We start from the raw sequence: 14847 nt of genomic DNA, 5'->3' as shown, positions 1-14847 counted from the left end.
GATGAAAAATATTTTTAAAATTCTCGTAATTTCCCTGACAGTATTCTTTAATACTACTCAGGGTACTTTTGCCCAGCAGCTGCCACAATTCAGCCAGTATATTTTCAATGGGCTGCATGTAAATCCAGGTTATGCAGGATACAAAGGAGTGCCTTATATTCAATCGACTTATAGAAGTCAGTGGGTGAATTTTCCAGGAGCCCCTACAACCTTTACCGTTACGGCAGATTTGAGTGCCAATGAAGGGCTGATGGGTTTTGGAGCTTCTATCATGTCAGATAAGATCGGGCCTACACAAACAAACTCAGGAATGTTGACTTATGCCTATAGAATCCAAACTGGATATGAGTCTTTTTTAGGCTTGGGTGTAAGTGCAGGTGTATCTGAGTATGTAATGGATGGGGACCTGCTAAACCCAAATGACTTTGGGGATAACAATATCCCAGAAGGAAAGACTAATATGTTTACACCTAATTTAAATGCTGGTATTTTCTTCAATACACAACGTTTCTATGCTGGAGTAAGTGTTTACAACTTGGTTGGTCAAAAAGCTTTGGAGAGAGAGGACATAGCTTTGGCATATCATAATTTCCATTACTATTTGACCGCAGGGGTCATGTTGCCTATTTCAGAGGATATTCAGTTCAAACCATCTATATTGATTAAAGAAGAACAGGGAGCAGCCACCAATTATGATATCAATGGAATGTTCCTTTTTATGCAGACTTTATGGGTAGGAGGATCGTATCGCTCCAATATGGGGAACGGTAATGAAGCCTTACAGGAGGACTTAAGCAAGCGAAACTCTATTGCAGCTATCATAGAGATTTTTGCCACCAATAACTTAAGAATTGGGTATGCTTATGATCATAATACAAATGTTTTGAGTAATTTAAGGAATAACTCCCACGAAATATCGGTAGGGTACTATATTACTCCTAAGAATGTAAGGATGAACAACCCAAGATGGTTTTAGTTATGAAAACAATTTTTAGACTTCTATTTGCCGGGGTAGTGGTGACCATGATTCACCACAATGCCATGGCGCAAAATTCATTGTTTCGGTATGCTGACAAACAGTATGAGCTTTTTAATTATGAGGAAGCTGCAGAAGTTTATGTCAAGGCTTTTGAGAAAAAGGGAAAGTACAAGGCAGCTCAGCGTGCGGCGATGAGCTTTCAAAAGCTAAATGATTATGATCAATCCTATGAGTGGTGGAAGACCACTGTTGGATTTGAAGAGGCCAGCACCAATGACTTTGTCAATTTTATTGCTTCAGCCAATCAATTAGGCAAAATGGATGAGGTAGTTCTGGCTATGGATACGATCACCAGTGAAGGGAAATTGGACAAAATCAACTTGGATTCTTTGATGAGCTGGTATGACAAGCCTACCTCTGTCGAAGCTGTGGGGCTGGATTCATTGAATTCGGCTTCAGCGGATTTTGGAATGGTAGTGGATGGACAGGGAAATAAGTATTTTGCCTCTGATCGGGGAGATGCCGGGCACAGTAAGAAAGCAGCCATTCGTTTTGATGTAAGCAACAAAATCAATGAAGATACCTATGAATGGACAGGCAGGGATTTTCTTACGGTATACAAAATGAACAAAGAGGGAGAAGTAGCAACAGTGACTTCGCCTGTTCCTGATAGTTATCATTTTGCTGACCCCTTCTTTTTGGAACAACAGGCTGTGGCTTTTTATACGGTTACCAGAGAAGTAAAGAGGGTAGATGGCAAAAAAGTAAAAACCAGAAAGGTGAATCCAGAAATGGACTATGGACAGTCGCAAAATGAATTCATAGATTATCACCCAGAGATTTATTACAGCAAGATAGGGGAAAATGGTGAGTTTTCAGATTATAGCGCGTTTCCCTTAAATGATGCATTGAAGTATTCGTTGATCAATCCTTTTTTAGATGAGAACAGTAACCAACTTTACTTTGCTTCAGATATGGAAGGTGGCTATGGGGGCTTTGACATCTATGTGGTGGAATATGATAAGGAGTTTAACTTTGGGGAACCAAAAAACCTTGGGCCTGACATCAATACCGAAGGAGATGAAAGGGACCCTTACCTGTTTGGAAATAATTTTTACTTTTCATCCAATGGGCACTTTGGACTGGGAGGACTGGATATTTTTTCAGCTAAATATCAAAATGGATCCTTAAGCAATGTGAAAAATATGGGAGTTCCCTACAATTCCCCCAAGGATGATTTTGCGATGACCTTATCTGAAGAAGGTACCAAATACCTTTCTTCCAATAGGTCGGGAGGAAAAGGGCTGGATGACATTTATATGATCAAAGACATGTTCAGAAGGTTTTTGGGAAGGGTGAAAGATTGTGATGGTGCTTTGATTACGGATGGTTTTGTGGCAGAGTTTATTGAAAAGGATGCTGCTAAGACTTTGGATCTTGATCGAGAGACGGCAGGAGAAGTAAAAGCCAATATAAGTCCTGAGAGCCACTATGAGCTAAAGATTTCCAAAAGAGGCTATTTCCCGGTACATGATGAAGATATCAATACAGAGGGCATGGAAGGAACGCTCTTGGAGAGAGAATACACTTTGGTTCCTATCCCTTATAAGACCACGGTATTTGTGGATTTGGTTTATTATGATTTGGACAAATCCTCAATCCGCTCTGATGCACAGCCAATTTTGGATAAACTGGCCAGTCTGATGAATGAGCATGATTATTTGGACTTGATGGTGCGTTCCCATACCGACGCCCGGGCTTCTGATGAATACAATGACAGGCTTAGTAATGACAGGGCTGATGCGGTTGCAGCTTATTTGGCGACCAAGGGGATAGCGACAGAGCGGGTTCATGAGGAATGGTTTGGGGAAAAAATGTTGGCAGTGGACTGTGGTGATGGAGTTCCATGCCCTGAAAGGTCCCATCAGCTAAATAGAAGAAGTGAGCTTGTACTGATGGCTTTTGCAGATGAAAACAGGGATTATGAGCTTCCGCAAGATTTATTGGATCTTTGTGATCAACCCAATTTGGGCATTCAGATGAATGTGCCAACCATCTATTTTGATTTTGACAAATACAATTTGAGGCCTGAAGGCATCAAGCAGTTGGAGCGCTTGCTGCTGTTGATGAATGAGCGGGAAAGCATCCAGTTGGCTTTGGAAGGTCATACAGATATTAGAGGCTCTGAAGCCTACAATGAAGGACTGTCTGAAAAAAGAGCGGAGGTAGTCCGCCAGTTTTTAGTTGCGCGAGGTATCGATGAAGGTAGGGTATCCTATTCTTGGTATGGAAAAACCAGGCCTGTACATGATTGTGAAGGAACACCGTGTACCGAAGCCGAACACCAGCTTAACAGAAGAACAGAGGTCAAGTTGATGCTGAATGAGAAAAACATCAATGCTTCCAATGAAGAAATTGTGGAGGAGAAGATCAGTTATTTTCAGGATGGTAGTATTGAAGATCAGCTAAAGGGAACCTATGTGATCACTGGAGTATTTTCTTCTGCTGATAATGCGACTGTATTTTCAAAGAGGAATAAAGCCAGCGGTCTTGAAAAAGGAGGCTTCTTTTTTGATCCTGCTACAGGTCTCTATTATTGTTATGCTGCTAAATATGATAATCTCCAAATGGCTTTAGGGGATTTGGATCAGGTAATTGCTTCAGGCTTTGAAGGAGCTTGGGTGATGGTCCTTTGAGGAATAAAACCCAAATATTCCAGTAATGAAAAAGGAGGTCAATTGACCTCCTTTTTCTATCTAGTTGTAAGTAATCTTTCGTCTTTGCCTTCTGAATAGGGGATGGCGGCCAATTGCTCCAGCTTCTCAGCTTTTACCCTTTCAAAAGCCAATTTATTAGCTTCGGCGATGGGCTCAGAAGGAGGAATGTCCTCTCTAAGCCAGTCCACTTGCTTACCGTTTTTCCAGAACCTGAAACATAAATGTGGGCCAGTGGCTAAGCCTGTGCTACCCACATAGCCAATTACTTGTCCTTGTTTTACCCTGACACCATTTCTGATTCCACTGGCAATCTTGGACATGTGAAGATATTGGGTGGTATAGGTGCCATTGTGTTTTACTTTTACATAATTACCATTTCCTCCAGTATAGCTGGCGGCAATGATAGTCCCGTCACCCACAGCCCTGATTTCAGTTCCTCTTGGGGCAGCATAATCCGTACCTAAATGCGCTTTGTATCTTTTTTGCACAGGGTGGTACCTTCTGAGGTTGTAGCGGGAACTAATGCGGGTAAACTTAACAGGGTCTCTTAAGAAGGCTTTTTTAAAGCTGTTGCCTTTTTCATCAAAGAAAGACACCTGTCCGTTTTGTTCAAACGGGATGGCATGATAGGGTTGTCCTTTATGCTCGAAGAAAGCTGCCTGAATTTCCTCCACGCCAACTACCTTTCCTTCAACAAGCCTTTCATTATAAACTACTTTGAACTTATCTCCCTTTTGAAGGTGCTGAAAATCAACACTCCAACCATAAAGGTCGGCAAATTCATCTATCAAATCAGGGGTAACACCCTGATCAGTCATGTTTACATAAAGGGAGGAAGTAATTTGTCCTGCCACTTCCCTTTTTCTGATTTCTACAGGTTTGGCTTCTTTGTAAATATCGTTTCCGTCCAGTTTGTAAACTACAAACTCGGCCGCATTGGGTTCGTAAATGAAATATTCTGCTTGGGCACTACTGTCTCGAGAGGTCAGGACAGTATATTTTTTATTGAAAGCGATCCTTCGGACATCGAAAATATCCTTGGACTTTTTGGCGATTTGGTCAATAATCTGGTAAGAGACGTTAAAGGGAGCGAGGATGGTGGATAATGTTTGGTTTCTTCCTACTACTCCTTCTACCACATCTAGTTTATTAACATCAATACCATAAAGCAAATTTTCTTCCACTACAGCCGGTACTTCCATTACCGCTGTAGCCTCCTCTGCCACTTCTTCACTTTTTGGCTGGAGATTGAAATGGTAAAGTCCATATCCTCCGGCCGTTAGCAGCACTACTCCCACGGCTGCAATCCATGATTTCTTCATTCCCTAATTGTGATTTTTGGATGTTGTAACGATCTTGTAATAAATTTAAATTTCGGTCAAATTGCAAGTGTTTTCTTCAATTTTTGGAACCATATGGTCGGATTCCTAAAATATTCAAGAAATTAACGCTGGGTGGTGTGATTTAGGTATGGCAAATGTCGGGAATTTTTGCTGTCTTTTGAAAAAAGAAAGCAAAAATCCAAGGATACTTATTATCGTAATAGTAAACTGTTATTCGAATTATTATCTTTGGCGACTGATATCGAATAAAAAATTAAAAATATGTTAAGAACACATACTTGTGGGGAGTTGCGTTTAGAGGATGTGGGCAAGGAAGTGACGCTTTCTGGTTGGGTCCAGCGCGTTCGTAACAAAGGTGGATTGGTATGGGTCGATTTAAGAGACCGTTACGGCGTGACCCAATTGATTTTTGAAGAGGGTTCCAGTGATCAAGAACTTTTGGACAAAGCAGCTTCTCTTGGAAGGGAATTTGTTATTCAAGCCAAAGGGGAAGTCATTGAAAGAACTTCTAAAAACAATAAAATTCCTACAGGGGATATTGAACTGAAAACGACTGCTTTGGAGGTGCTCAATGCTTCTAAAGTTCCCCCTTTTGTGATCGAGGACGAGACAGATGGTGGTGAGGAGCTGAGAATGAAGTACCGTTACCTTGATTTGAGAAGGAAGGTAGTTCGTGAGAAGCTTCAACTAAGACACCACATGATGCAGGAGACCCGGAAATTCATGGACGGTGAAGACTTCATGGAAGTGGAGACTCCTGTATTGATCAAGTCTACCCCAGAAGGTGCCAGGGACTTTTTAGTGCCCAGCAGAATCAACCAAGGTGAGTTCTATGCACTGCCTCAGTCACCTCAGACTTTCAAGCAATTGTTGATGGTCAGTGGTTTTGACCGTTATTTCCAGATCGTAAAGTGTTTTAGAGACGAGGATTTGCGAGCAGACAGGCAACCTGAATTTACACAAATAGACTGCGAGATGTCTTTTGTGGACCAGGAAGATATTTTGACCACTTTTGAAGGTTTGGTAAAGCACCTTTTTACTACTGTGAAGAAAGTAGAATTACCAGAGGTGGAAAGAATGACTTTTGCCGATGCCATGAAATATTATGGTAACGACAAGCCAGATTTAAGATTCGATATGAAGTTTGTTGAGCTAAATGAATTGGCTCAAAACAAAGGCTTCAATGTATTTGACGCGGCTGAGTTGGTAGTTGGGATCTGTGCCCCAGGAGCAGGCAGCTATACCCGTAAACAAGTGGATGCCCTAACTGAGTGGGTGAAACGCCCTCAGATTGGTGCGAAAGGCTTGGTGTATGTGAAGTGCAATGAAGATGGTACTTTCAAGTCTTCTGTTGATAAATTCTATGGTCAGGAAGATTTAAAAGCATGGGCTGATAAGATGGGTGCCAATCCAGGTGACTTAATGTTGATTCTATCAGGCGATAAAAATGCTGTAAGAAAGCAGTTGTCAGAATTGAGGTTGAAGATGGGGACGGATCTTGGGCTAAGGGATAAAAATGTATTCAAGCCTCTTTGGGTACTGGATTTCCCATTGTTGGAGTGGGATGAGGAAACCAAGCGTTACCATGCCATGCATCACCCGTTCACTTCTCCTAAGAAAGAAGACATTCCTTTGCTGGAGTCTGACCCGGGAGCTGTTCGCGCCAATGCCTATGACTTGGTGATCAATGGTGTTGAAATCGGAGGTGGATCCATAAGGATTCATGATCGTGATACCCAAAAGACCATGTTTAAGCACCTTGGTTTTACAGATGAAGAAGCGCAAGCCCAGTTTGGGTTCTTAATGGAAGCTTTTGAGTATGGAGCGCCGCCACATGGAGGTATTGCCTTCGGTTTTGACCGTCTTTGTGCTATTTTTGGAGGTAGTGACTCTATCAGGGATTACATTGCCTTCCCTAAAAACAACTCTGGAAGAGACGTTATGATCGATTCTCCAAGCCCGATTGCAGATGAACAACTACAAGAGTTGAGCATTCAACTGGCGCTGAAAAAGTAATAGAAAAGCCTATACAAATTAGAAAGGGCAGGAATTATTCAAATTCCTGCCCTTTCATTTTTTATCAGCTAGGGACTTTAGTCCGTTTCTTTGATCCATTTGATACCGCACCCAATGGCTTTGGTTGTTTTGGTCTCAATGTTTTTGTTTTGCAGTAGCGCTTCCACAGCATTTTCGACATAGGCTTCTGAGACGGAATTAGGATCTTGGTAATTGTTGTCGATGGCTCCGATATAGCTCACGACAAATTTATTTTCTTCTTTGTTGAGCAAATAGACATGGGGAGTGCGCATACCCCCATAAGCTTTGATGACTGTTTGATCTTTATCATAGGCATAATCAAAGGGAAAGTCCTTTTCTGAAGCACGTACTTTCATAGCTTCAAAACTATCTCCAGGGCTGATTTGATCGTCGTTGGAGTTGATGGCAACCACTGGGTATCCTCTAGGGGCATATTCCTCGTGGAGTTCAATGATCCTATCTTCATAGGCTTTTGCGTAAGGGCAGGTGTTACAAGTGAATATTACAATGGCTCCTTTCGCATTTTCCAGTCCACTTAATGAAACTTGGTCTCCACTGACATTTGGGAGTTCAAAATCCATGGCTTCATCTCCTATTTGATAGCCCTGGGTTTGGGCAAAGTTGTAAGAATGGCTTCCAATAAAACCGAAAACAAGTACGATAATGATGATGTTTTTCATGGCGGTTATGGTTTTAGTTTGTTGATCAATGCCTCTAATTCTGATTCCTCCAATTCTCCTTCATGAAAGTGGTTTTCTCCACTGGGTTGAACGAAAAGGGTGGCTGGGATAGCTCCAGACCAATTGGGATTTATTTTGTCAATCCATTGATTGTAATCCACATCATTGAGCAAGTAAACCGGAGATTTGATGTTCTTTTTTTCTAAAAATGTGGTTACCTTCTCTGGCTTCCGGCCATCATCCAGTGAGATAAACACCAACTCTACTGATGCGTCGTTTTGACTGACAGTTTCAAAGTAGGGCATCTCTTTGATGCAAGGTGCGCACCAAGTGGCCCAAAAGTTAAAGATTCTCAGTTTGTTTGATTCTTTGGATTTTATCTTCTCGAATTCCTCAAAAGAAATGATTTTGAAATTTGGCTCTGTGTCATGCTTGAGAGTGAGTCGAAAGCCCATGATTATGATCAAACAAACCAATAAACCTGTGAGAAATGATATTCTGGATCGCATGATCTTTGGGTTGACAGTGATAGTTATAAAACGTCTCTTAACAGAATTGGTTTTATTAACTGTCAGAAAGACAGGTTTTTGCAAAAAAAATGGTGAGAGGTCTGTCTAAAAAGAACTTGTGTTTAGGAGCTTATTGTTTTATTGGTTGATTTAGGGCTATAAATCAAGTGGCTTCTGATTCCCATTACAATTAATAACTGAGCCAATATGTAAGTTCCCATCACCAAAACGCCATCGCTAGGTATTGGCTGGAAAAACAAGTCCAAAGCCAATATGCTATCGGAGACCATAAAAAGAGCAGCACCAAGGAATACCTGAACGAAGCTTTGAGAATTGGTCCTCTTAAATCTTTCTCTGGCTGTAGAAACCATCATGACCATGGCCAGAATATAGATGATTACCGGTGTCTTAAGTTGGTGCAGGTTGTCATTGATGAGAAAATAGACCAATGTGGCAAAAATGTAAATGGGCAGGTTGTAAAAAAATATTTTGAGGAAATTAATATTTCTTAGGTTGATTTGATGGTTTTGGGTCAGTTTAAACCCAATGATATAACAAATAATAGCGATCAAGAAAGCGCCCAATCCATAAAGGAATAAGTTAGGAAACAATAGGAGAATATCTCCAGCCAAAGAAAAGAGCAGGGCTGCACCAACGGCTTTTCTAAGAAGACTGTTTTTGATCACTGAAGTGGTGGTCAGAAAATAGATAGCCAAGGATAACAAAATAAGCGGTTTGGTAATGAATCGAAAAGATTCCAGTTCCTGAACGATCATGGCCATATCTGCAAGGCCAGCAATAAGATATAAGTAGAGCCAAATGATTCCTTTTTGCTGCATGAATTGGTTGGATTAGGGGCTTTTTAGTAGGTGTGAGTTAAATAGGTGTATTTGACAATGGACGATGGGGAGTAGTCTACTTATTTAATTTGTCTGAGTTAAGCTTTTGGATTTCCATCTTTGGAATCTGAAGATAGTAAAAAAAGTTTTACCGTAGTGCTATGGTTTAGAAAAGCTTCGTTTTGTGTTTGAAATGGATTTTTTTGCTAAAAAATGGTATGAAATCGTTTTCATTATTTTTTAGTTTTGCCATAGAACTTAATTCTTTAAATTTATAACTGGTGAATTTATCTAGTTGTTTTGCCCTATATTGTTATTATATTAGAAATAATATTTTATTCTGGTGTTGCCTAAATGTTAAGTTTCTGTATGAAGCAAGGAGTGAAACTTAACGATTCCTAAAATAAAAACATGTAAAAGTCCTATACATTTGTGTAGAATTATTAATCCTAATAAAAAAACCAGTTTTTCAATCAATTTAGCATATTTATGAGGCAATTATTACTTAAGAATCTATTTATCTTGATGATGTTTGTTCTTGCAGCAGGTACATTGCATGCGCAGGTAACAACTAGTAGTATCCAAGGTAGTGTCAAAGATGCACAAGGAGAGGCCCTGATAGGAGCCACCGTAAAAGCGATACACGTTCCATCCGGTTCGATGTACGGAGCAGTGACCAATGTGGATGGTCGTTTCAATTTACCAAATATGAGGGTGGGTGGACCATATACTGTAGAGGTAAGTTATATTGGTTTTCAAGCTCATCAACTAAATAACATTAGTCTAAGTTTGGGACAGCCTTATGCTTTGGATGTGGTGCTTTCAGATGATGAAACGGAATTGGAACAAGTAGTAGTGACAGCAAGTAGTGTAGATGATTTTAATGCTTCTAGAACGGGAGCTGCTACCAATGTCAGTAACAAAACCATTACCAACTTACCACAGATCAACAGAAGTGTTTTGGAGTTTACCAGATTGACTCCCCAGGCCAGTGGAAATTCCTTTGCGGGTAGAGATGCTAGGTACAACAACTTACAAGTGGACGGCGCCAATTTTAATAATGGATTTGGATTGAGCAGTAATCCATTGCCAGGAGGAAGTTCTCAGCCTATTTCACTGGATGCGATCGAGGAAATTACTGTGAATATTGCTCCGTTTGATGTAACGCAAAGTGGATTTACTGGAGCTGGAATCAACGCAGTGACACGAAGCGGTACCAATACATTTTCAGGCTCCGCTTATTATTTTACCAAAAACCAAGACCTTCAAGGAAGACAAATTGGAGACAATGAATTGGAGAAGGTAGATGCTGGAACCAAAAATTTTGGTTTTAGACTAGGTGGACCAATTATCAAAAACAAACTGTTTTTCTTTGTCAATGCAGAACGTGAGCAGCAAACTGGAGCCAATGCTTCAGGAGCAAACCTCTGGAGACCTTCTACGAATGGAGTAGCAGATCCTGAAAACAATATTGCAAGAACCACGGTTGATGACCTTGAAGCAGTTAGAAATCACCTGATCAATCAGTGGGGTTATGATCCAGGAAGATATGAAGGTTATGCCAATGAGGCAGAGCAGACAAGCACTAAGTTTCTGGCAAGGGTTGACTGGAATATCAGTGAAAAACATAAACTAGCGGTTAGGTATAATCAAGTAGTGGGAGATGCTCCTCAGGTAGCCAATGCTACTTCTGGTCCAAGACCAAGGTCGCCATTCCCTTCTGGAGCTAGGGTAAGCCAAAACTCCATAGCATTTGAAAATGCCAACTATGGCTTTGAAAATACAGTAAGGTCAATCACTGCTGAATTGAATAGCTATTTTAGCCCTAAAATCAGTAACCAGTTTTTGGCTACTTATTCAAAGATCAGAGACACCAGAACTACACCAAGTGATCAACTTTTCCCATTTGTTGATATCTGGGATGGTGGTGATATCGTGGACGGAGAAAAGGATCCGGGCTCTATTAATTACATGAGTTTTGGTACAGAATTGTTCTCTTACAATAATGACGTTGTTAATGATAACTACTCTTTTATCAATAACTTGACTTATGTAGAAGGTAATCACACTTTTACAGCGGGCGCAGCCTTTGAAATCCAGAAATTTGGTAACAGTTATGTGAGGATGGGGACGTCCTATTACAGATATGCTTCTGTGGAAGACTTCTTGACTACAGGTACACCAAATGAAGTGGCGCCAACCATGTTTGGTTTGACCTACCCTTATGAAGGAATGGATACATACTCTAGGGTGAATTTTGGATTGGCATCTTTGTATGCTCAGGATAAGTTTGCTGCAGGAGAAAATTTGGACCTGACGCTTGGCCTGAGAGCTGAATTGCCGATTTATCTTAATGATTTGACAGCCAATTCTTCCATAGATGAAATCACACTTTTGAACAAGTATGGTATGCCGAGAAACTACAGTTCCGGAGAATGGCCAAAGTCTAAAATCATGGTTTCTCCTAGAATTGGATTCAACTGGGACGTAAATGGTGATCGTACATTTACAGTTCGAGGTGGTTCTGGTGTATTCTCAGGGAGAGTTCCTTTTGTCTGGCTAACTAATATGCCAACCAATGCAGGTGTCATTCAAAACAATGTGGAGCCAGGAAGCTATGATGATGTAGCGGGCTGGATAGGAAATGTTACTTTCCAGCCGGATAGGTATTATTATGTAGAGAATGTGCCAGCTGGAGCTGAAGATGTGTTTATCTCTTCCCCTTCTGGTGGAGCACCAAGTTCGTTTGCCCTAGTTGACAGGGACTTTAAAATGCCAATGGTCTGGAGATCCAGTTTAGGTGCTGATTATGCCATTCCAAATTCTCCGATAGTCTTATCAGCGGACCTGTTATATACGAATGACATTAATGGAGTATTCCAGTATGGAGCCAATAGAATTAGGTCAAACAACATCATGAATTATGGTTCTAGCGGAGCACTTGGTGACTATGGAGACACCAGAGAGTTTTTTGCTCCTGGACAGAGCACAGCTTATAATGACGTGATGGGTGGAAACAATGCGACCATCTTGACAAATACAGACGTGAAAGGACGCAGCTTCAGTGCTACTTTTGGAGCGACCATTCCTGATTATAATGGCCTGACTGCTTCCGTGTTCTATACTTATTCTGCTTCCAAAGAAGTATCTGCTAACTCTGGATCCAATGCAAGTTCAGCATGGGGAGCGAGTCCAGTGATCAACAGCCCGAATGATCAGATGTTGAACATTTCTGATTTTGCCATTCCTCACCGAGTGGTAGCCAGTGTCAATTATCGTATTGAGTATGCGAAAGCTTTGGCCACAACCATTGGTTTGTATTATAGTGGTTCGCATCAGGGAAGATTCTCTTACACATATAGTGATGATATCAATAATGATGGTATCAATGCTGACTTGGTTTATTTACCAAGAGATACAGATGACTTGCCTTTGGTAGATAGTGATTTCTCTGTGGCTGAGCAAAGAGCGGCTTTGGATGCATTCATCGAAGAGAATGGCTTGGACAAATATAGAGGTGAGTACCTTCCTAGAAATGCGTTCTTATTGCCTTGGTTGAACCGATGGGATATCAGGGTGATGCAGGATATCTTTACCAATATTGGTGAAAGAAGAAGCACTTTACAGTTGAGTCTGGATATCGTCAATGTGGGTAACTTGTTGAACAGCGATTGGGGTGTTCAGGATCAATTGAATGGTGCGGAGAACTTGTTTAACTTGGCCAATGATACTCCAGAAAGTGGAATTCCTTCATTGACCCTTCAAGAGGTTTCAGGAGAGTTGCCAACTACTCCTTTCAGAAACGCCAGTGGTTTTTCAACTACTTGGAGCATGCAGTTAGGGTTGAGGCTGTTATTTTAAGCAATAGAGCGATAAATTAAATAATTGATTAAGAGGCACCTTACAGGTGCCTCTTTTATTTTTATAACTAATTTGATGGTTTTCTCGTCTATTTACCGTAACCAATATTAACTATTACTCTATGAGACTATTTTTGATCTTATCTTTTTTGATGAGCAGTTTATTAACATATGCTCAAAATGCAGCGGACAAGCTTTATTTACCAGATGAAACAATGGAAGTAACCATTGAAGAGGTCGGGACCAATGTCATCAAGTATCGTCACTTGGGAGAGCAAGCGACTTATGAGATCAGTAAAAACAGGGTCAACAAAATCCAGTTTGCGAGTGGAAGGGAAGAAGTTTTTCGATCAGCTTTCAATGAAGTCCATTCCATCGATGATTATCAAAAGGTTTACATTACCTATGTGCCTGAAGATGTGAAGGGCTTGTTGGCCAAAGGAGAGGTCTTTGCCAAGGCAACAGGAGTGACGACCCTCTCTAGCATTAACAATGTAAAAAATCGAGCGGTCAAAAAGGCCAAGATTGAGGCCGCTATGTTAGGGGCCAATGTAATCTATGTGGGAAACATGTTTCAGCGTGGAAACCAGTATGGGAGTGAAGAGACACCGGGAAATTCGACCATGACGAGTATTTCTGGAATGGCCTACAACAGTAACCCTATTAATATTCCTAAGACGAAGGATTGGATCGAAAATCAAAAATTCACTTATAGTCACTCCTACAAATTGAATAGGAATGCTTGGGATGCGAAGATCGATGCCAAACCAATTTATGATGAGAAAGGGAATATTAATTTTCTAACCTTTGAGCAGGTGTTTGAGAGAGACGGTAAATTATTTGTGGAAGCCAACTTCAGGGATGCGAGGGGCAAAGAGCTGGAAGTGATCAGGGCAGATAATGAGCAACTGATCCTGATGGAGAGGAATGGAAAGACGATTTATAACTACCTTTTCCTATCAGAAAACGAGGCAAGGGTCATCAATGCAAAGAAGGCATTTAGCACGGCCAAGTACTAGTTTAAAAGTGTTATTCAGTCAAAGAATCCATCATCATTCCTTGAAAAGATAGCAGGTAAGCACAGGATGATTTTCTTTGGAAAGAATTGAATATTAGGGAGGTAATTGACAAATCTCCCTAATATGTATTTACCGGACAGTTTACCCAAAACAAGTAAAACGGCCAATGGGCTGGATGCTGAAAGAAGAGGAAAGAAGGTGCCGATTAGTTCTTCTGAGAAGGAGCTTTGGGATTTGTTTAGAAAGGGAGATGAAAATGCCTTTATCATAATCTATAAGAAATACGCCAATACACTTTTCAATTTTGGCTGTCAACTTACAGCTGACCATAGTTTGGTCAAAGATTGCCTGCAGGACTTTTTTATTTACATTCGACAGAAGCGGGAAAAGCTTGGCCCTACCGATGCCATCAAACCCTACCTTTTCAAATCATTTAAGCGGAGGATTCTAGCCGACTTAAAAAAACAAAATAAGCAGATTGTTAAGGAAAGTGCATTTGATTTTAGGAAGTTTCCGGTGGAGCTTTCTTATGAAACGGTATACATTAATCAGCAGTTAGAGAAAGAGCAAATATTCAGGTTAAATGAAGCCCTTCGCCAGTTGGATCCCAAAGAGCGCGAAGCCATTTATTATTTTTACTTTGAAGGGCTTAGCTATGATCAGATTGCGGTGATTTTTGATTTTTCCCATGTTTCTTCAGCCAGAAGGTTAATATACAGAGGCTTGGCCCATTTGAGGAAATATTTTGTACTGTATCTGCTCCTGACTTTCTCAGAATTTCGCTCTTAAAAAATGCCATTGAATGATCATTTAGAAGGGTTTTTAAAAAATAAATAAAATTTTTTCTGAAAACCCGGTATCATT

At 40.7% G+C, this 14847-nt stretch carries 10 protein-coding genes; 6 read left to right on the top strand and 4 right to left on the bottom strand.

Translation table 11 applies throughout. From position 1 onward, the window contains the following. Window position 1: 1 nt before the first annotated feature. Both JL001_RS04350 and JL001_RS04345 read left to right on the top strand, forming a co-directional pair. Complete coding sequence (locus JL001_RS04350; RefSeq protein WP_200974937.1) at window positions 2-976, top strand: type IX secretion system membrane protein PorP/SprF; 975 nt, start codon at window positions 2-4, stop codon at window positions 974-976. Between the two features lie 2 nt (window positions 977-978). Further along, the gene (locus JL001_RS04345; protein WP_200974936.1) at window positions 979-3675 is read left to right on the top strand and encodes an OmpA family protein; all 2697 of its coding nucleotides are present in this window, start codon (window positions 979-981) and stop codon (window positions 3673-3675) included. A gap of 56 nt (window positions 3676-3731) precedes the next feature. On the opposite strand, the gene JL001_RS04340 is transcribed toward JL001_RS04345, so the two are convergent. Then, window positions 3732-5018, bottom strand: coding sequence for a peptidoglycan DD-metalloendopeptidase family protein (locus JL001_RS04340; RefSeq protein ID WP_200974935.1), 1287 nt, complete (start codon window positions 5016-5018; stop codon window positions 3732-3734). 282 nt (window positions 5019-5300) lie between these two features. On the opposite strand from JL001_RS04340, the gene aspS reads away from it, so the two are divergent. Beyond that, on the top strand, window positions 5301-7055 hold the full coding sequence (aspS, locus tag JL001_RS04335) for an aspartate--tRNA ligase (protein ID WP_200974934.1): 1755 nt from the start codon (window positions 5301-5303) through the stop codon (window positions 7053-7055). A 77-nt stretch (window positions 7056-7132) separates the two neighbouring features. On the opposite strand, the gene JL001_RS04330 is transcribed toward aspS, so the two are convergent. The 3 genes from JL001_RS04330 to JL001_RS04320 form a co-directional block, all read right to left on the bottom strand. After that, window positions 7133-7756 carry a thioredoxin family protein gene (locus tag JL001_RS04330; protein ID WP_200974933.1) on the bottom strand — a complete coding sequence of 208 codons (624 nt, stop codon included), beginning with the start codon at window positions 7754-7756 and terminating at the stop codon, window positions 7133-7135. Between the two features lie 5 nt (window positions 7757-7761). Next, window positions 7762-8265, bottom strand: coding sequence for a TlpA disulfide reductase family protein (locus JL001_RS04325; RefSeq protein ID WP_236252711.1), 504 nt, complete (start codon window positions 8263-8265; stop codon window positions 7762-7764). Window positions 8266-8387: 122 nt separating this feature from the next. Continuing rightward, window positions 8388-9104 carry a lysoplasmalogenase gene (locus JL001_RS04320; protein WP_200974932.1) on the bottom strand — a complete coding sequence of 239 codons (717 nt, stop codon included), beginning with the start codon at window positions 9102-9104 and terminating at the stop codon, window positions 8388-8390. 489 nt (window positions 9105-9593) lie between these two features. Between JL001_RS04320 and JL001_RS04315 the strand changes: the two genes are divergently transcribed. The 3 genes from JL001_RS04315 (at window position 9594) to JL001_RS04305 (ending at window position 14772) form a co-directional block, all read left to right on the top strand. Beyond that, window positions 9594-12965 carry a TonB-dependent receptor gene (locus tag JL001_RS04315; protein WP_200974931.1) on the top strand — a complete coding sequence of 1124 codons (3372 nt, stop codon included), beginning with the start codon at window positions 9594-9596 and terminating at the stop codon, window positions 12963-12965. Between the two features lie 151 nt (window positions 12966-13116). Continuing rightward, window positions 13117-13983 carry a hypothetical protein gene (locus tag JL001_RS04310; RefSeq protein WP_236252710.1) on the top strand — a complete coding sequence of 289 codons (867 nt, stop codon included), beginning with the start codon at window positions 13117-13119 and terminating at the stop codon, window positions 13981-13983. 123 nt (window positions 13984-14106) lie between these two features. Then, window positions 14107-14772 carry an RNA polymerase sigma factor gene (locus JL001_RS04305; protein WP_200974929.1) on the top strand — a complete coding sequence of 222 codons (666 nt, stop codon included), beginning with the start codon at window positions 14107-14109 and terminating at the stop codon, window positions 14770-14772. The last annotated feature ends 75 nt before the right edge of the window (window positions 14773-14847 follow it).

Source organism: Echinicola sp. 20G (assembly GCF_015533855.1).
Classification (GTDB): Bacteria; Bacteroidota; Bacteroidia; order Cytophagales; family Cyclobacteriaceae; genus Echinicola.
The sequence above is the reverse complement of the archived record's forward strand: the minus strand, read 5'-3'. Positions and strand labels throughout refer to the sequence as shown.

Bases quoted from the DNA above. Each gene is read 5' to 3' on its own strand.
- JL001_RS04350 (WP_200974937.1), top strand. From the start codon at position 2: ATGAAAAATATTTTTAAAATTCTCGTAATTTCCCTGACAGTATTCTTT.
- JL001_RS04345 (WP_200974936.1), top strand. From the start codon at position 979: ATGAAAACAATTTTTAGACTTCTATTTGCCGGGGTAGTGGTGACCATG.
- JL001_RS04340 (WP_200974935.1), bottom strand. From the start codon at position 5,018: ATGAAGAAATCATGGATTGCAGCCGTGGGAGTAGTGCTGCTAACGGCC.
- aspS (WP_200974934.1), top strand. From the start codon at position 5,301: ATGTTAAGAACACATACTTGTGGGGAGTTGCGTTTAGAGGATGTGGGC.
- JL001_RS04330 (WP_200974933.1), bottom strand. From the start codon at position 7,756: ATGAAAAACATCATCATTATCGTACTTGTTTTCGGTTTTATTGGAAGC.
- JL001_RS04325 (WP_236252711.1), bottom strand. From the start codon at position 8,265: ATGCGATCCAGAATATCATTTCTCACAGGTTTATTGGTTTGTTTGATC.
- JL001_RS04320 (WP_200974932.1), bottom strand. From the start codon at position 9,104: ATGCAGCAAAAAGGAATCATTTGGCTCTACTTATATCTTATTGCTGGC.
- JL001_RS04315 (WP_200974931.1), top strand. From the start codon at position 9,594: ATGAGGCAATTATTACTTAAGAATCTATTTATCTTGATGATGTTTGTT.
- JL001_RS04310 (WP_236252710.1), top strand. From the start codon at position 13,117: ATGAGCAGTTTATTAACATATGCTCAAAATGCAGCGGACAAGCTTTAT.
- JL001_RS04305 (WP_200974929.1), top strand. From the start codon at position 14,107: ATGTATTTACCGGACAGTTTACCCAAAACAAGTAAAACGGCCAATGGG.